We start from the raw sequence: 15,800 nt of genomic DNA, 5'->3' as shown, positions 1-15,800 counted from the left end.
CATGACCTCCACAGCCCTCCGCGCCAGCCAGCTTTCCCGGTACAACGACGACGCCGTCCTTTCGGCCCCGCCGGCCAGGCTTCTCACGATGCTGTATGACCGGCTGCTCCTGGACCTGAACCGCGCCCAATTCGCCCAGGAGAATGCCAACTGGGGTGTCGCAAGCGAAAACCTGCTGCATGCCCAGTCGATCGTCACGGAGCTGTCCTCTACCCTGAAGACCGATGCGTGGGATGGCGCGCCTGGGCTGCTGAGCATCTATCAGTACGCGATGGAAGCCATGATCGGGGCCAACATCTACCGCGACGTCAACCGGACCAAGGAATGCATAGCGCTGCTGGAGCCGCTTCGGCAAGGCTGGCACGACGCCGCCTCGCAACTGCCGGTCCAGGCCGCGGTATCCGGCATGGCAAGGACGGACGGCACTCTCGGTGTCGGTTGATCCGGTTGAGCAATGGTCCGGAGTCCTGGACCGGTTTGAAGCGGACATCGCCTTGGCCGTCTCCGGCGGCGAGCCAGTGCCATGGAATCCGCCCGTCGAGGCCGAGGCCGGACCACTTCCTGAGGAGCTGGCGGACCGGGCGCGCAGGATCCTGGACGCGCAACTGGAGTCGATGGCCATGCTCGGCAAGGTCCGCAACGACGCCCTCGCCCACTTGGACGCCCTCAGTGCCGTCCCGGACAGCCAAAGTTCAGCGGGCCCGCTTTTCCTCGACGTGCAGGGCTGAAGAGAGTACCGAAAACAATCTTGTAATCGGCTAACGGATGCCCCATGCCGGCCGATGGTGGAAGTTGAGCAGGGATTGCTCGATGCACGGCCACGGATCGGCCTCTTCATACTATTCGCGAAGGCGGGCCGTCGTGTTCGAGTCAGTGACTTCTGTTGCCCTTGGTAGCGCCCTGGACGGGCTCTCATTGCGCCAGCGCACCATCGCCAACAACATCGCCAACATCAACACGCCGAACTACCACGCCAAAAGGGTCCAGTTCGAGGACGCACTCGCGGCCTCGGTGAGCGCCGGAGACGGGCAGGCCGCGGCTACCGTCACCACCTCCCAGGAACCCACCCAGCCCAACGGCAACAACGTGAACCTGGATACCGAAACCCTCTCGAACGTGGACACCGTCTTGCGCTACCAGTTCGCCTCCCGGGCCATCGGCGAGCAATTCACCGCACTCCGCACGGCCATGAGGACCAGCTGATGACTTTCGACGCGATCGGGATTGCCGGCTCCGCCCTGACTGTCCACCGAAAATGGCTCGACGCCGTTTCCGACAACCTGGCCAACATGAATACCGCCACGCGCACCAGCGGCAAGGCGTTCCAAGCCCGCTACATTGAGGCCGCCGAAGGCAGCAACGGAAACGGGGTGTACGTGAAAAGCACTCCCCAAGGCAGCGCGACCGGCAGGCTCGTGTACCAGCCGGACCATCCGCTTGCCGATGCCCAAGGCTATGTCCGTTATCCGGACATCGACCTCGCCGAACAGATGGGTGCCCTGATCGTGGCGCAACGCGGCTACCAGGCCAACGCCCAAGTGGTGGACCGCGCCCGTGAGACTTACCAGGCAGCGCTTGAGATAGGAAAATCCTGATGGCTTTGGACCCGATCGGCGCAATTCAAAGCGGCGGGGGGCTTTCCGTGCAGGGCGTTACCGGTACCGGCTACCTGGGCGGCACCGACAACGTGAGCGGAACCGCTGGGGCGGCGGGCAGCAACGGCTTTGCGACGGCGCTGACCGGCGCCGTGGACAACCTCCAGTCCCTGCAGTCGACGTCGAACCAGCTGGCAGTGTCTGCGGTGACGGGCAACCTTGACGACATCCACAAGGCGACGATCGCTGCGACGCGCGCCCAGATCACCATGGAGCTTGTCTCCACGGTGCGGAACAAGGGCGTTGACGCGTTCAACGAGATCATGAGGATGCAGGCCTGATGCCTCCACAGATTGCCGCCTTCTTCCGCAAGATGGGCGATGGATTCAAGGGGTTCACCGCCGGGCAGCGCACCATCGCCATCATCGGCATCGCAGTTCTGGTGCTCGGCGGGGTGGCCCTGTCCGCCTGGTTGGGCAAGCCGTCCTACTCGCCGCTGTTCTCCGGTTTGAAGGACACGGATGCCAACGGAATCGTGGAGCAGCTGCGCAAGGACAATGTCCCGTATGAGCTCAGCAATGGCGGTTCCACCATCCTGGTTCCCGATGACAAGGTCAACGACGAACGGCTGAAAGCCGCCGCAGCGGGCCTTCCTGCCGCCGCGGCCACGGGCTATTCGCTGCTCGACAAGCTCGGGGTAACCTCGTCCGAGTTCCAGCAGTCCGTGACTTACAAGCGTGCGCTCGAGGGCGAACTCGCCACCACCATCCAGGCCATGGACGGCGTGAAGACAGCCGCTGTGCAGTTGGCCATTCCGGCCAAGACAGTCTTCGTGGACAAGGCTCCAGACGCGACGGCATCCGTGTTCGTGGAAACGCAGCCGGGTGTCACCCTGTCTGCCGATAAGGTCCAGGCGATCGTGCACTTGACGTCCGCCGCGATCGAAAACCTGAAGCCAACAAACGTGACCGTGGTGGATTCCCAGGGCAACGTCCTCTCCACTGTGGGAGGTGGAGCCACCGGGTCCTCGTCCAAGCAAGCCGCCGATTACCAGCAGCGCACGTCCGATTCGGTGAAGGCCGTGCTGGACAGGGTAGTGGGACCGGGAAATGCCACTGTAGCCGTCGCGGCCGACGTGACCGCCGAGTCCGCGCAGCAGCGCAGCGAGACGTTCTCCACCGCCAAGGATGCTGCTCCGCTCAGCGAGACCACCAAGACCGAGAAGTACACGGGAACCGGCGGGGGCGCCTCCGGTGTCCTTGGCCCGGACAACATTGCCGTGCCGGGCGGCACCAACGGCAACGGAACGTTCGACTCCAGCGACACCACCAAGAACAACGCCGTCAACAAGGTCACGGAAGACCGCACCATTCCGCAAGGCGCCGTGAAACGCCAGACCATCTCAGTGGCGATCAACCAGTCGGCTGCGGCCGGACTCAACGTCAACTCGGTCAAGGCTCTCGTTACTTCCGCGGCTGGCGTCGATCCCACCCGTGGCGACGTGGTGACGGTTGAAGTGCTGCCCTTCAGTACCTCGGCCGCAGACGCGGCGGCTCAGGCATTGGGCGCGGCCAAAGCGCAAGCCGATGCCAAACAACAGTCGGAATTGATGAACACGCTCATCCTGGCAGGCAGCATCCTGCTGGCAGTTGTAGCGCTGATTGTGCTTGTGCTGATCCTCTTGCGGCGCAGGCAGCGACGTGAACCGGTTGACCTTGGCGAACGCCTTGACTACGAGATGCTGCCGCAAAGCGTCTCCACGCCTGCGCTCGAAGGGCCGCCTGCCACGTCGGCGATCGAACTGCCGCCTGTGCATCCCGTTCCGGCCTTACCGATGTCCGGCTTGCCCATACCAGGCGCCGAGGCTCTCGACGGCGAGCGGCGTCGGGCACAGATTGAGGCCATGGTTGCCGAGAACCCGGCCCGGACCGCCGACTACCTGCGCGGACTCATGGATGAAAGGCAGTCCGTATGAGGGCCGGGGAGTTGGACGTAAGCGGTCTGAGCGGTGCCCAGAAGGTGGCCGTCGTGCTGATGCAGATGAGCCCGGCCAGTGCGGCCTCCGTCATGACCCAGTTCTCCGAGTCCGAGGCCGAGGACATCGCCGCCGAGATCGTCCGCTTGCGCCGCGTCTCCTCAACCGTGGCGGACCACGTCATGACCGAGTTCCACGACCTTGCGGTCAGCGGCCGCCGCACTGCCCGCGGCGGCCAGGAATTCGCCGTCGGGCTCCTGGAAGCGTCCTTCGGCGCGGACAAAGCGGCCGGTTTCATGGACCGGCTCGCCTCCACCATGGCCGGGAAGTCGTTCGAATTCCTGGAAATGATGGATTCCGGACAGCTGCTGGCCCTCATCGACGGCGAGATGCCGCAGACCATTGCCCTGATCCTGGCGCATTTGCGGCCGGGCAAGGCTTCCGCGGTCATGGCCGGACTCGGCGACGTGCAGCGGAGCGAGGTGGCCCGTTGCATCGCCACGATGGGAATGGCTTCGCCCGAGGCCGTGGGCATCGTGGCCGAAACCCTCAAGGTTCGCGCCGGGGCGGTCATGTCGCAAAGGAAGTCGAGCGAGATCGTCGGCGGCATCCAGCCCCTCGTGGACATCATCAACCGCTCGGACATCAACACCGAACGCTCCGTGCTGGAAGGCCTGGAGACCCTCGATCCGGAGCTGGCCACGGAAGTGCGCGCCCGGATGCTGACCTTCGTGGACATCGTGAAATTGGAGCGCCGCGACATCCAACAGATCCTGCGCGGTGTCAATGCCGAAGTGCTCGCTGTCGCCATGAAGGGTGCCCCTGCCGTGGTGCTCGAGGCCGTGCGGACCAACGTGTCCGGCCGCAACCTCGAAATCCTGGAAGCCGAAATGGCTTCCGCCGGGCCAGTGCGCGCCTCCCAGATTGAAGAGGCCCGGGCAGAGATTGTCCGCTCCATCCGTGAGCTGGAAGCCGAAGGAGCCATCGTTGTCCGGCGCGGCGAAGAAGACGACTATGTCTACTGAGGCTGAATTCCAGAGGGTAGTCTTCCCGGACATCCAACCAGCCGCGAAGTCGCGCAAAGAGGACCGGGGCTACACCCAGGGACACTCGGCAGGTTACGCCGCCGGGATCCAGGCTGCCGCTGCGGAACAGCGCCGTCTAAGCGAACAGTTTCACGCCGAACACCGCGCAATGCTCGACGCCGGACGCCTGGCTGTCGCGCAAGCTGTCCGCGTACTCGAAGCGGCTACCGCCGCGTCCCGGGAGCGCCGCGGCGCGGTGTTGGAGGAGGCGCAGGAAGTGCTGGCAGCCAGCGCGATGGAGCTTGCCGAAGCCATCTTGGGCTACGAACTCAAGGACGGCGGGAACACGGCCCGCGCCGCGTTGGCCCGAGCCCTGGCAACGGTCTCCGACGTGCAAACGGTGACCACTGTGCGCCTCCACCCGGCGGACCTTGCCGCGCTAGCCGCCGTCGACGTCGGGAACGTGGCCGGCATCGAACTCAAGGCCGATCCCGCACTGAATCCCGGCGATGCGATCGTGGAATATCCGCACGGCTGGCTCGACGCCCGGCTCGGCACCGCTGTGGACAGGGCCAAGGCAGCCCTGCTGGGGAACGACTCATGAACCACACCGACTTCCGGCCGCACCCGGGCCGTTTCCGCGCAGCCCTCGCCGCCGCGGCGCCGCAGCGCGTGGGCACCGTGACGTCCGTGCTCGGCCTTGGCCTGGAGGTCTCCGGGTTGGACTGCGCGGTGGGCGATCTGGTGACCGTTGGCGAGGCACCCGGGCTCGACGCCGAAGTGGTCGCCTCCGTCAGTGGTGCCGTGCGCTGCATGCCGCTCGGACGGCTGACCGGGGTGGCCGCGGGAGACCCGGCACGTTCGAAGGGCGCTCCGATCCTGGTCCCCACCGGCCGTGGCCTTTTCGGGCGGGTGTTGGATGGGCTCGGGCGTCCGATCGACGGCAAGGGCCCGTTGCCCGCCAGCCCCATGGTCCCTTTGGATAACGAAGCCCCATCGGCGATGCACCGCGCCCGGGTGGACACGCCGCTTCAGACGGGGGTCCGCGTCCTGGACACAATGGCCACTCTTGGCCGCGGCCAGCGCATGGGGCTGTTTGCCGGCTCGGGCGTCGGGAAGTCCTCGCTGCTGTCCATGATCGCCCGCGGCACCGACGCCGAAGTGTCCGTGATTGCCCTGGTGGGGGAGCGCGGACGTGAAGTGCGCGAGTTCCTGGAGGACGATCTTGGCCCCGAAGGCCTGGCCCGTTCCGTGGTGGTGGTTGCCACGTCCGATGAGCCAGCCCTCATGCGCCTGCGTGCCGCGGTCACGGCCACCCGGATTGCCGAATCGTTCCGCGAAGCCGACCAGGACGTTGTGCTCATGATGGATTCGCTGACCCGCGTGGCCATGGCCCAGCGGGAAATAGGCCTGTCCGCCGGCGAGCCGCCCGCCACCCGCGGCTACCCGCCGTCGACCTTTTCCGTACTGGCCCGGCTCTTGGAACGCGCCGGCACCGCCGAAACCGGATCCGTGACCGGCATCTACACGGTCCTGGTGGACGGCGACGACCACAACGAACCGATCGCCGACGCTGCCCGCTCGATCCTCGACGGACACGTGGTCTTGGACCGGAAGCTCGCTGTCACGGGGCACTTTCCCTCGGTGGACGTGCTTGGTTCGGTGTCCCGGGTGGCCTCAAAGGTCAACTCCGCCGATCGCACGGCGCTCGCGGCATCCTTGCGCAGGGTCCTCGCCGCGCGGCGCAGCGCCCAGGACCTGATCGACGTCGGCGCTTACCACCGTGGCAGCAATCCCTTGGTTGACGCGGCACTGGACAACGAAGCCGCCATCAACGGGTTCCTGCAGCAAAGCATGGACGAATCCACCCCCTACAGCGAGTCCTGGCCGGAACTCTTCCGCCTCTCGGCAAGCCTCGAAGGAGCCGCGTGAACCGTCAATTCTCCCTGGCCGGGCTGTTGCGCTTGCGCCAAACACAACAAGACGCCGCCGCCAGCGGACTGGCCCGCGCCAACTCCCGGACCACATCCTTGCGGTCCCGCCGAGCCACCGCCCGGGAGGAACTGGCCGAGTCCGCCGGAACCGCCGGCAGCTCCGCGTCGCTCTTGGCCATCGCGGCCTCCCGCGCGTCCGCGCAAAGCATGTTGGCCGAGCTTGACGCCTTGGCCGCCAGTGCGGAGGCCGAGGCCGCAGAGGCCCGCGCGGAATACACCGAAGCCAAACGCCGCGCGGTAGGACTCGAGAAGCTCGAAACCCGCCACGGGGCCGCCTTCGAGGCTTTCGCGCTGCACGCCGAACAAAGCGTGCTGGACGAGATCGCGTCCTCCGCGTGGCACCGGAAGGCAACCTCATGAGCATGACCGAGGCCATCGGGCGCATCCAGAGCATCGAGTCGATGTTGCAGCAACTAAGCCAGGGGGTCCGTCCGCAGGCATCTTCCGCGAGCACAACCGCTTCCCCTGACACGGGCGCGGCCACTTCCACGGACTCGGCATCCTTCGCGCAAGCGCTGAGCTCCGCCGTCGGGGGCTCGACGACGCCGGACGTTAGCCAGCTCACTTCTTCTTTGGGACTCGGCGGCACCGCAGCGCTTTCCGGTCCTACCGGTACAGCGGGCGCCTTTTCGGGTGCCGGTACAGGCACGGCCACCGGAGCTGTCACGGGCGATGCCGTGGTGGCCGATGCCAAGAAATACGTGGGCGTGCCCTACGTCTGGGGCGGCACCAACCCGGCAGTGGGCATGGATTGCTCCGGCTTCGTGCAGCGCGTGTTCAAGGATCTCGGTGTCGCCCTGCCGCGCGTCGTCAGCGACCAAATGCGGCAAGGCACTCCCGTGGCGACCCTGGCGCAGGCCAAGCCCGGCGATCTGCTGGTTAGTTTCGGCGGCGAGCACATCTCCATCTACCTCGGCAACGGCAAAGCGATCGACGCCCCCGTTCCCGGCCAGACCATCCAGATCCGCGATGCGTGGGAACAGCAGTCCAACTTGACCGCCATCCGCCGCATTGTCCCCGCGGGAGGCTCGTGATGCAGTTGCCTTCGGCGGGTGTGGCTGCCCCGCGTCCGGTAGTTGCGGGCTCCCTGCCTGTGCCGCAGTCCGGCGGGGCTGCCGGGTTTGATGCCGTGATGAACGGCGTGCTGGCGTCCGACGCGAAGACCTCGGATGGGACCGTACAACAAGCGCCCGACGGCGGTGCTCAGGGAAAGCCTGCCGCCGACGGTTCGGTGACGATCGCCCGAGCCGCCAAACCGGAAGGGTCGAAGGTCGGGAAGGACACAGTTGATGCGTCGGGTTCGCTTGGTGCGCCAGGTTCGCTTGGTGCGGTTGGTGCGGGTGCTCTTGCCGGTGCGGCCGCTGTTGCGGGTGGGCTTCCGGCCGCCGGATTAGCAGTCGGAACCCCTGCTCCGCAGGCGAGCGGACCGGGCATCGCTGTGCCCGTCAAAGACGGTGTGGTTGACGGTACGGCCCCGGCCAAAACGATTGCCGGCATCTCGGAAACAGCAAGTCTCGTCGTTGGGATGCCTGCGCGCAGCGCTCAGGCGGCGCCGGCTGGATCGGGGGCAGGCGATGCTGTGCCGGCGGCGCTGCCACTCGGGAGCCTTGGTCAAAGCCCAACCCAAGCTGGTCCGATCCCGGTGAGCCCACTTCCCAACGGCTCACCTCCCACAAGCCCGCAGCCGGCCTCCGCTCCGCCCGCCAGCCCACTTCCCTCCGCTCTGCCAGGCAACCTGCCCGCCAGCCCGCTGCCCGTTGGCCTCGAACCTGCGGTCAACGTGACCGCAGCACAGCCACGCGAGTCCGGGACCGCCGTCGTAATTCCCACCGGGAAACCAGCGATGCAACACGACTTACCACGCGTCCCTGGGCAAGACACGCCGCCCGCCCCGGCATTTGGGCTTCCCGCGGGGATTCAGGCCGGAATTCCGGTGCTGGTGCAGCCGGCGTCGCCCCTCCAGCAAGCCCCTTCGGCAGCCGCTCCTGGCCTGGCTACGCCCACACCCCTGGCGGACCCGGCGAAACTGCTGCCCCAAGTGTCCGTGCCGCTGTTCTCGCTTGCATCCGCGGCGCCCGGCGCGCACGTGATGACCTTGAAGCTGTCCCCGGAAGAGCTCGGCCCGCTGACTGTCCGGGCGCATATCGAGGGCGCAGGGGTTCGGATCGAATTGTTCGCCCCCGGAGAAGCCGGCCGTGAGGCGGTGCGCAGCATCCTGCCGGAACTGCGACGCGGACTCGGGGAATCAGGCTTCGGTGCCAGCCTCGACCTGTCCGAGCATAACGCTCCGGCCGATGCCGGTGCGGGCGGCTCGGACCCCCGGGACCGGCGCCCGACGGAAAGCCCTGCTTTCCCACGGGGCAGCGACGGCGAGGTGGTTCGCCTGGCGCGGACCGCCGTCGTACTTCCCCGAAGCATTACCAGCAGCCTGGACATTCTCGTTTGATGAAGGAGCGCCAATAGTGACCATCCAAGCCATCACGGCAAGCAGCGGAGTCCAGCCCGGAACCATGGCTGGAGCCGCCGCGCCCAAACCCGCGCAGACCATGGACTCGAGCATGTTCATGTCCCTCCTGGTCACTCAGCTGAAAAACCAGGATCCGAGTGCCCCCATGGACACGAACCAGATGATGAACCAGACCGTCCAGCTGTCCATGATGGAGAAAATGACGGAGCTCACCGCAGATGCCAAGGAGAGTTTTTCGCTCCAGATGCGCAGCGCCGCGGCACAAATCATCGGGCACAACGTCAGCTACGCGCTCGCGGACGGGACAAAGGGATCGGGTCTCGCGAGCTCGGTTTCCTTTGCGGCCGGAACCCCCACTGTGGCGGTCGGAGGAGTGAACGTTCCGCTCGATTCCATCAGCGGGATGACGGCCGCTACTTCGCCCACCGCCTGACGCTCTACACCCCCTGAACCACCCGAAGAAAGGCAACACCATGCTTCGTTCGCTGTACTCCGGAATCTCCGGCCTCCGTGCCCACCAGGCCATGCTGGACGTCACGGGAAACAACATCGCCAACGTGAATACGGCCGGCTTCAAGGCTTCCTCCACCCAGTTCCAGGACACGCTCTCGCAGATGACCCAGGGCGCCGGCGCCCCGCAGGCCGAAACCGGTGGCACCAATCCCGCCCAAATCGGCCTTGGCGTTCGCGTGGCGGGAGTCAGCACCAACTTCAGCCAGGGTTCATCGCAGAACACCGGACGAGCCACTGACATGATGATCTCCGGCGACGGTTTCTTCATCACCAGCAAGGCCGGCCAGCAGCTCTACACCCGCGCCGGTGCCTTCGACATGGACGCAGCCGGCCGTCTCGTGAGCCCCGACGGCGGCATCCTGCAGGGCTGGTCCGCCGCCAACGGTGCGGTGAACCTGGGAGGTCCCGTTGGCCCGATCGCCCTCTCGCCCAATACGACGTCGGCCGCCGTTGCCACCACCAAGGCGTCGCTGGACGGCAACCTCCCGTCCGACGCGGCCGTCGGGACGAGCGTCGAGCGCCAGGTCAAGGTGTACGACGCCGACGGCGCCTCCCGCAGCCTGAACCTGACGTTCAGCCGCTCTGCGGGCGGCTGGGATGTGGCCGGGGCAGATGCCAACGGCGCCACGGGCAATTCGACGCTCACGTTCACGAACGGTGCGCTGACCTCGGGCGGTGCCATGACCGTCGGCGGTATCACGGTGGACATGTCCACTGTTACCGGCTTCGCCGCCATGAGCACACTCACAGTCGGCAGCCAGAACGGATCCGAGGCAGGCAAGCTGGAGTCCTTCACCCTCGGCGGCGACGGCTCACTCATCGGCTCGTTCAGCAACGGCAGCAAGCAGGTTCTGGCACGCGTGGCCCTTGCCCGCTTCACCAACCCCGGCGGCCTCGAGAAATCCGGTAGCTCGACATACGTGGCAACCGCCAACTCCGGCACGCCCCAGTTGGGCGCCCCGGGCGACGCCGGCCTCGGCACGTTGACCGCCGGAGCCCTGGAAATGTCCAATGTGGACCTCTCCCAGGAGTTCACGAACCTGATCGTGGCCCAGCGCGGCTTCCAGGCCAACGCCCGCATCATCACGACGTCGGATGAGGTTCTGCAGGAGCTGACTAACCTGAAGCACTAGTGATGCTGCCCATCCACAAACACAAGAGTGGCCGGCATCCTTGGACGCCGGCCACCCTTCAGCAATTACTGCATTTTTAAAGTCCGCCGACCCCGTTCGGAGTGCCGACGCCTGTGGGTCCGTCCCATCCAGTGCCGGAAAGGCACCATTGGCTCGAGGAGCACGTGCCCGTTGAACCCGAGGCGACGTCATTGAATTTCCCGGAGTTCGTGTACGGAAGCGAGTTGGCCAGCGCCGTCGAGCTGCCGGAGTTCCCGGAAAGCGCGTACATTGCCGCGATCAGTGGTGAGGACAGGCTGGTCCCTCCATACTGGGCCCACGACGAGGTGGTGCTGCTACTCGGCGCATACACTGCCAATCCCGTCTGCGGATCTGCGACGGCGGAGACGTCCGCCGAGGCGCGCTTGCCGCACCCGGTACCGAACGTGGCAGCCGCAGGCAACGCGGCATTGACACTGGAGCAGCCGGATCCAGAGCCGGACCAGGCAGACTCACCCCACCCGCGCGCACTGGTGTTCTTGACCAACGATGTGCCTCCCACCGCGGTGACGTAGCTCGAGGACGCGGGGTAGGACGACCCGGTATAGCCGTTGTCACCGGTTGACGCTGTCACCGCGATGCCCGGGTGGTTGTAGTACGCGCCATAGGTGGAGTCTGCCGAATCCCCACCGCCGTAGCTGTTGGAAATCGCGACGACCCCTGGTTGTTTGGCGGCCGTCGCCACGGCTGTACCAAGATTAGTGATACTGGCTGTTGTCGCTTGGACAACGAGGATCTTGCAGTCCGGGCAGGCTGCCGAGACGGCGTCGACGTCGAGGGCGGTTTCGTCGGCCCAGCCGGAATTGAACCTGGGAAGCTTATTGCCGCCGTTCTGGTCCTTGATGGTGAGGCAGCCGTTGCTGACCGTGCATGCCGCAAGGCCGAACTGTGCGCGGTAAACGCCGAGATCGCGTTCAAGGTTCGGATAGCCATAGGCATCTACGACTGCGACGGTGCGGCCGCCGGACGCGAGGCCCGTGATGTTGTAAGCGCCCTGTATATCCGCAGGGGTCTTGCCCGTGGCGGGCGGCGTGCTTGAAGCGGGCTTGGCTTGTCCTCCCTGCGGCAGCGACTTGGCCGGGCTCGTTGAATCATCGACGTACTTGAGCGCAAAACACGACGCATCGCCGGCCGGGACCTCGGCGCAGACCCGCTCCGCATGCCAATTGGCTGACGGAGCTGGTTGGGCAACTGCCGCCGGCGCAGTGGCTGAGACCGCACTCAGCAATAGCAACAACGCCCCGGAAACGCTAAGAATCTTCTTCACGAAACCTCCCTGAGGATCAATAAGATCCGAGTTGACAGAACGGTCACCTCAGCGTGACAAGCTTCGCACCAAACGCCACTATTGTCACCCACGTCACATCCATCCCCGCGGTCTCATGAGCCACTGGGGAGATTCGCAGTGGGACTATCGGTGGTCGGTGAGACGGGGGCTGTGGATGTGTTCGCGACGGAAGCCGAGGCCGACGATCCGGCCCAAGAGGCGTTTGATCAGTGGAGTGTTGCTGATGAGTCGCATGAGTTGGATGGGTGGGTTTCCTTGGGAGAGGCGGGCGAGTTGGCGGGTCTGCTGTCGCTGCAAGGCCTGTGCTCGGCGTACCGCGGGTTCGCGTCGTCGTTGCAGTCGCTGAAGGTCGGCGACGGCGATGGCTCCCGTTCGCAGTGGTAACGCGAGGTGATTGGCCGTGGCGACGGCATCGGCAATGGCGTAATTCACCCCTGCGGCGCCGGCCGGTGACATGGCGTGCGCGGCGTCGCCGATGCACAACAGCCCGGGTTCGTACCAGCGTTTCAACCGATTGGAGCGCACCGAAAGCAGCTTGATCTGGTCCCAGTCGGTCAGCGCAGCCAGGCCGGCGGCCAGGAATGGGGCGGCATGTGCCACCCTGTCGCGGAAGTCGGCCAGGCCCGCGGCCTGAACCCGCGGGAGTGTTCCTTTCCCGATGATCGTGCCGCACTGCCAGTAGTCGCCGCGGTCGATGGCGAGCACGATCTGCCCGCCGCCGAGGTAGCCCAGGGTCGGCGGTGCATCCTGGCTGCGCGGCACGCGGAACCACAGCACGTCGATCGGCATCGCGAACTCCCTTAGCGGCAAGTCCGTGTGTTCCCGGATAAGGGAGAACCGGCCGTCACACGCCACCGTGAGATCCGCACGGATCTCCACCTCGCCCTGGGCCGTGCGCGCCCGTACGCCGGTCACTTGCTCGCCGCGGCGGAGCAGGCCGGTTGCTTCGGTACTCATTTCCAGCCGGAAGGCGGGATATTGCCTGGCATGGCTGGCCAGGAAGTTCAGGAAATCCCACTGTGGCATGAACGCCATGAACTTGCAGCGGGTGGGCAGGTGCCGGAAGTCCACCAGCCCGAAGGTCTGTCCGTCGATGCCGAGGCGCAGTTCCGGTATCTCTGTGTGGGGCAGGCGCAGGAACTCTTCCAACAAACCCAGTTCGGCGAGTACGTCGGTGGTTGCTGGATGGATGGTGTCGCCGCGGAAGTCCCGGAAGAAGTCTGCATGTTTCTCCAGCACTGTCACCTCGACTCCCGCCCGGGCGAGCAGGTAACCCAGCATCATGCCGGCCGGTCCACCGCCGACCACACAACAGGATGTGTTCCAAGATCGCGGAGCGGGTGTGGCTTCGGGTTCGCCGGGCATCTCTAGCTCACCTCATCGAGCGGCTGAGGCCGTCAAGGACGAGGTTCAGCCCGAAGTCGAACTCGTCCCCGAAGTCGTAGCCCGGTTTGAGGACGTGTTCGGTGGCAATCTCCATCATGTGCGGGTATTGCCCGGTCGAAAAGCGTTCAACGATCGGCGCTGTGATCTCCGAGGCAGTGTCCCGGCCGTCAAAAGGCAGGGCGGCCTCCTGTAGGGCGAATCCGTAAATGTAACTATCGAGCAGGGCGTAGGCATGGGCCGTCATCTGAACCGAAAAGCCTGCTGCCCTCAACGTCCCCAGCGTCGCTTCGTGGTGGCGAAGGTTGGCTTCGCCCGGGGAAGAACGGCTTTCCAGCAGCCCGACTGCCCACGGATGGCGTTTGAGAGCGCTGCGCACGCCGTGCGCCCGTCGGTACATTTCCTCCCGCCAATCGCCCGCGGGGGAGGGCAGCTCGATTTCGCTGAAGACCATGTCCACGATGCCATCCAGAATCTCGTCCTTATTGGCCACGTAGTAGTACAGCGACATGGGCTTGGTTCCCATGCTTTGGGCGAGCGAGCGGATGGTCAGCGCTGCGATTCCGGACTCGTCAGCGAGATCGACAGCGCATCCGAGCACCCTTTCGCGGCTCAGCGGAAGGCGCCGCCGGGGGAGGGGCTGCGCAGTGTCCGGCATCGGGACTCCTTGGACTCTAGTTAGTACAGCTCTCTAGTGATTTAGTGCAGGGCTCTAGCGGTTTAGTACATTGTACGATAATCTCTTTTAGTACAGCGTACGAAAAGCGATGCGCCCCCATTGACTGGAAAGGAACTGCCATGACCGCTGGTCAGCATGCTGCGGAGACTCCGATTTCGGGCGGCTCGCCGGGCGGCTCGTCCGGGGCGCAGCCGCATTCGTCCGTCACGATGCGGGCCATCGTGCAGGAGGCTTATGGCTCTGCCGACGTCCTGCACATGGCACAGATCCCCAAACCGAAGATTGCCGAAAACGAGGTGCTGATCCGGGTCCACGCTGCAGGACTGGACCGGGGGACTTGGCATGTGACCCGGGGCCTGCCCTACGCGCTGCGCCTGGCCTTCGGCGTTCGCGCCCCCAAAAACCCTGTTCCCGGGATGGACCTGGCCGGCACCGTCGTTGCGGTCGGAGCTGCGGTGACCCGGTTCGCCGTCGGGGATCACGTCTTCGGCGTCGGTAAGGGCTCTTTCGCCGAGTACGCGACGGCCCGCGAAAGCCAACTCGCGTTCAAACCGGCGGACATCAGTTTCGAACAGGCCTCGGTGGTCCCGGTTTCCGCCTGCACTGCGCTGCAGGCTTTGCGTGCCGCAGGCCAGCTAGCGCCGGGACAGAAGGTGCTGATCCTTGGCGCCTCGGGCGGAGTGGGCAGTTACGCTGTTCAGCTCGCTAAAGCAGCCGGGGCCGAGGTCACAGGCGTTTGCAGTACGGCCAAGATTGACCTGGTGCGTTCGCTCGGCGCCGACCACGTCCTCGACTACGCCACTCAGGACTTCGCCGACGGCACTGAACACTACGAGCTGATCCTGGATATCGCTGGGAACCCCACCCTGGCTCGCCTGCGCCGGGCCCTCACCCCCTCAGGCACGGCCGTTATCACCGGTGGTGAAGAAGGCGGCTCCTGGACGGGCAGTATCGACAGGCAATTCAGGGCCCTGGCGCTGTCCCCGTTCATCAGTCAGCGGTTCGCCATGGTCATGGCCACGCAAGGCGCGGCGGACCTCGAATACCTTGCCGGGCTCATCGACGCCGGAACCCTCACTCCGACCGTCGACCGGAGCTATCCTCTGGAGCAGGTTCCAGACGCTATGCGCTATTTCGATGCCGGCAAAGTGCGCGGGAAAATCGCGATCACCATCCAAGGCGCCGGGGGCAACTGAAACAGGTACTGGCAGTACACGGTATGACAGGCACTCCCACGCGGACGCGGGGACTGGTTTTCTTGAATCAGTCCCCCTTTAGCGAAAGGAACGCACGATGAAACTCGTACCCCCTGCTCCCACGGCCAAAGCCCCCACGGAGAGATTCACGGGAGATGTCTACCTCAATCCCCTCCACAACGGCGAGGCGCCCTCGCGTCTCGTGGCGGCGATGGTCCGTTTCACCCCCGGTGCCCGTACGAACTGGCATTCCCACCCCCTTGGCCAGACCCTGCACTGCACCGATGGCATCGGGTTAGTTGCTACCCGGGACGGGAGTGTGATCCTCATGCGTGCAGGAGACACGGTCCACACGCCGCCCGGCGAGGAGCACTGGCACGGCGCTACCCAAGACAACATGATGTGCCACCTGGCTTTGGTGGAGCACGACAACGGGGAGAGCGCCACGTGGCTTGAACCCGTCAGCGAGCAGGCCTACGAAGCCGCGCATGCCCAAGCCAGCCGATAACCAGC

The 15,800-nt window shown here is 65.5% G+C and carries 19 protein-coding genes; 16 read left to right on the top strand and 3 right to left on the bottom strand.

Features of this window, described 5'->3' with window-relative positions; translation table 11 throughout:
* Position 1 precedes the first annotated feature (1 nt).
* The 14 genes from fliS (at position 2) to ABEA18_RS21260 (ending at position 10,702) form a co-directional block, all read left to right on the top strand.
* Positions 2 to 442 carry a flagellar export chaperone FliS gene (fliS, locus tag ABEA18_RS21325; protein ID WP_345452549.1) on the top strand — a complete coding sequence of 147 codons (441 nt, stop codon included), beginning with the start codon at positions 2 to 4 and terminating at the stop codon, positions 440 to 442.
* Positions 432 to 728, top strand: a complete 297-nt coding sequence (locus ABEA18_RS21320; protein ID WP_345452548.1) for a hypothetical protein — start codon at positions 432 to 434, stop codon at positions 726 to 728. The genes fliS and ABEA18_RS21320 overlap by 11 nt, the downstream gene beginning before the upstream one ends.
* Before the next feature lie 133 nt (positions 729 to 861).
* Entirely contained in the window at positions 862 to 1,203 is a 342-nt protein-coding gene (locus ABEA18_RS21315; RefSeq protein ID WP_345452547.1) for a flagellar basal body rod protein FlgB, read from the top strand.
* Positions 1,203 to 1,595: a flagellar basal body rod protein FlgC gene (locus ABEA18_RS21310; protein ID WP_236815521.1), complete on the top strand. Its 393-nt coding sequence runs from the start codon at positions 1,203 to 1,205 to the stop codon at positions 1,593 to 1,595. Before ABEA18_RS21315 ends, ABEA18_RS21310 begins: the two co-directional genes overlap by 1 nt.
* On the top strand, positions 1,595 to 1,936 hold the full coding sequence (gene fliE, locus ABEA18_RS21305; protein WP_345452545.1) for a flagellar hook-basal body complex protein FliE: 342 nt from the start codon (positions 1,595 to 1,597) through the stop codon (positions 1,934 to 1,936). Before ABEA18_RS21310 ends, fliE begins: the two co-directional genes overlap by 1 nt.
* Positions 1,936 to 3,570, top strand: a complete 1,635-nt coding sequence (gene fliF, locus ABEA18_RS21300; RefSeq protein WP_345452544.1) for a flagellar basal-body MS-ring/collar protein FliF — start codon at positions 1,936 to 1,938, stop codon at positions 3,568 to 3,570. The genes fliE and fliF overlap by 1 nt, the downstream gene beginning before the upstream one ends.
* On the top strand, positions 3,567 to 4,595 hold the full coding sequence (gene fliG, locus ABEA18_RS21295) for a flagellar motor switch protein FliG (RefSeq protein WP_345452543.1): 1,029 nt from the start codon (positions 3,567 to 3,569) through the stop codon (positions 4,593 to 4,595). The genes fliF and fliG overlap by 4 nt, the downstream gene beginning before the upstream one ends.
* Positions 4,585 to 5,199, top strand: coding sequence for a FliH/SctL family protein (locus ABEA18_RS21290; protein WP_345452542.1), 615 nt, complete (start codon positions 4,585 to 4,587; stop codon positions 5,197 to 5,199). The genes fliG and ABEA18_RS21290 overlap by 11 nt, the downstream gene beginning before the upstream one ends.
* On the top strand, positions 5,196 to 6,527 hold the full coding sequence (locus ABEA18_RS21285; RefSeq protein WP_345452541.1) for a FliI/YscN family ATPase: 1,332 nt from the start codon (positions 5,196 to 5,198) through the stop codon (positions 6,525 to 6,527). Before ABEA18_RS21290 ends, ABEA18_RS21285 begins: the two co-directional genes overlap by 4 nt.
* Positions 6,524 to 6,949, top strand: coding sequence for a flagellar FliJ family protein (locus ABEA18_RS21280; protein ID WP_345452540.1), 426 nt, complete (start codon positions 6,524 to 6,526; stop codon positions 6,947 to 6,949). The genes ABEA18_RS21285 and ABEA18_RS21280 overlap by 4 nt, the downstream gene beginning before the upstream one ends.
* Positions 6,946 to 7,623, top strand: a complete 678-nt coding sequence (locus ABEA18_RS21275; protein ID WP_345452539.1) for a C40 family peptidase — start codon at positions 6,946 to 6,948, stop codon at positions 7,621 to 7,623. The genes ABEA18_RS21280 and ABEA18_RS21275 overlap by 4 nt, the downstream gene beginning before the upstream one ends.
* Entirely contained in the window at positions 7,623 to 9,035 is a 1,413-nt protein-coding gene (locus ABEA18_RS21270; protein WP_345452538.1) for a flagellar hook-length control protein FliK, read from the top strand. Before ABEA18_RS21275 ends, ABEA18_RS21270 begins: the two co-directional genes overlap by 1 nt.
* Before the next feature lie 16 nt (positions 9,036 to 9,051).
* Complete coding sequence (locus ABEA18_RS21265) at positions 9,052 to 9,489, top strand: flagellar hook assembly protein FlgD (protein ID WP_345452537.1); 438 nt, start codon at positions 9,052 to 9,054, stop codon at positions 9,487 to 9,489.
* Positions 9,490 to 9,529: 40 nt separating this feature from the next.
* Positions 9,530 to 10,702, top strand: coding sequence for a flagellar hook protein FlgE (locus ABEA18_RS21260; RefSeq protein WP_345452535.1), 1,173 nt, complete (start codon positions 9,530 to 9,532; stop codon positions 10,700 to 10,702).
* Positions 10,703 to 10,778: 76 nt separating this feature from the next.
* Here the strand turns inward: ABEA18_RS21260 and ABEA18_RS21255 are convergent, their stop codons facing one another.
* The 3 genes from ABEA18_RS21255 to ABEA18_RS21245 form a co-directional block, all read right to left on the bottom strand.
* Positions 10,779 to 12,008, bottom strand: a complete 1,230-nt coding sequence (locus tag ABEA18_RS21255) for a S53 family peptidase (RefSeq protein WP_345452534.1) — start codon at positions 12,006 to 12,008, stop codon at positions 10,779 to 10,781.
* A gap of 144 nt (positions 12,009 to 12,152) precedes the next feature.
* Positions 12,153 to 13,394 (bottom strand): FAD-dependent oxidoreductase, encoded by a 1,242-nt coding sequence (locus tag ABEA18_RS21250; RefSeq protein WP_345452532.1) that lies wholly within the window; start codon positions 13,392 to 13,394, stop codon positions 12,153 to 12,155.
* 7 nt (positions 13,395 to 13,401) lie between these two features.
* The gene (locus tag ABEA18_RS21245; protein WP_345452530.1) at positions 13,402 to 14,070 is read right to left on the bottom strand and encodes a TetR/AcrR family transcriptional regulator; all 669 of its coding nucleotides are present in this window, start codon (positions 14,068 to 14,070) and stop codon (positions 13,402 to 13,404) included.
* Between the two features lie 140 nt (positions 14,071 to 14,210).
* Here ABEA18_RS21245 and ABEA18_RS21240 point away from each other — a divergent pair, with 140 nt between their 5' ends.
* Positions 14,211 to 15,287, top strand: coding sequence for an NAD(P)-dependent alcohol dehydrogenase (locus ABEA18_RS21240; protein ID WP_345452529.1), 1,077 nt, complete (start codon positions 14,211 to 14,213; stop codon positions 15,285 to 15,287).
* Positions 15,288 to 15,384: 97 nt separating this feature from the next.
* Positions 15,385 to 15,795 carry a (R)-mandelonitrile lyase gene (locus tag ABEA18_RS21235; RefSeq protein WP_345452528.1) on the top strand — a complete coding sequence of 137 codons (411 nt, stop codon included), beginning with the start codon at positions 15,385 to 15,387 and terminating at the stop codon, positions 15,793 to 15,795.
* The last annotated feature ends 5 nt before the right edge of the window (positions 15,796 to 15,800 follow it).

The sequence above is a fragment of the Arthrobacter gyeryongensis genome, from assembly GCF_039543785.1.
GTDB lineage: Bacteria > Actinomycetota > Actinomycetes > Actinomycetales > Micrococcaceae > Arthrobacter > Arthrobacter gyeryongensis.
The sequence above is the reverse complement of the archived record's forward strand: the minus strand, read 5'-3'. Positions and strand labels throughout refer to the sequence as shown.

Excerpts from the sequence above, each read along its gene's own strand:
- fliF (WP_345452544.1), top strand. The coding sequence starts at position 1,936 with ATGCCTCCACAGATTGCCGCCTTCTTCCGCAAGATGGGCGATGGATTC.
- ABEA18_RS21290 (WP_345452542.1), top strand. The coding sequence starts at position 4,585 with ATGTCTACTGAGGCTGAATTCCAGAGGGTAGTCTTCCCGGACATCCAA.
- fliS (WP_345452549.1), top strand. The coding sequence starts at position 2 with ATGACCTCCACAGCCCTCCGCGCCAGCCAGCTTTCCCGGTACAACGAC.
- fliE (WP_345452545.1), top strand. The coding sequence starts at position 1,595 with ATGGCTTTGGACCCGATCGGCGCAATTCAAAGCGGCGGGGGGCTTTCC.
- ABEA18_RS21245 (WP_345452530.1), bottom strand. The coding sequence starts at position 14,070 with ATGCCGGACACTGCGCAGCCCCTCCCCCGGCGGCGCCTTCCGCTGAGC.
- ABEA18_RS21275 (WP_345452539.1), top strand. The coding sequence starts at position 6,946 with ATGAGCATGACCGAGGCCATCGGGCGCATCCAGAGCATCGAGTCGATG.
- ABEA18_RS21235 (WP_345452528.1), top strand. The coding sequence starts at position 15,385 with ATGAAACTCGTACCCCCTGCTCCCACGGCCAAAGCCCCCACGGAGAGA.
- ABEA18_RS21240 (WP_345452529.1), top strand. The coding sequence starts at position 14,211 with ATGACCGCTGGTCAGCATGCTGCGGAGACTCCGATTTCGGGCGGCTCG.
- ABEA18_RS21285 (WP_345452541.1), top strand. The coding sequence starts at position 5,196 with ATGAACCACACCGACTTCCGGCCGCACCCGGGCCGTTTCCGCGCAGCC.
- ABEA18_RS21310 (WP_236815521.1), top strand. The coding sequence starts at position 1,203 with ATGACTTTCGACGCGATCGGGATTGCCGGCTCCGCCCTGACTGTCCAC.
- ABEA18_RS21250 (WP_345452532.1), bottom strand. The coding sequence starts at position 13,394 with ATGCCCGGCGAACCCGAAGCCACACCCGCTCCGCGATCTTGGAACACA.
- ABEA18_RS21260 (WP_345452535.1), top strand. The coding sequence starts at position 9,530 with ATGCTTCGTTCGCTGTACTCCGGAATCTCCGGCCTCCGTGCCCACCAG.
- ABEA18_RS21270 (WP_345452538.1), top strand. The coding sequence starts at position 7,623 with ATGCAGTTGCCTTCGGCGGGTGTGGCTGCCCCGCGTCCGGTAGTTGCG.
- fliG (WP_345452543.1), top strand. The coding sequence starts at position 3,567 with ATGAGGGCCGGGGAGTTGGACGTAAGCGGTCTGAGCGGTGCCCAGAAG.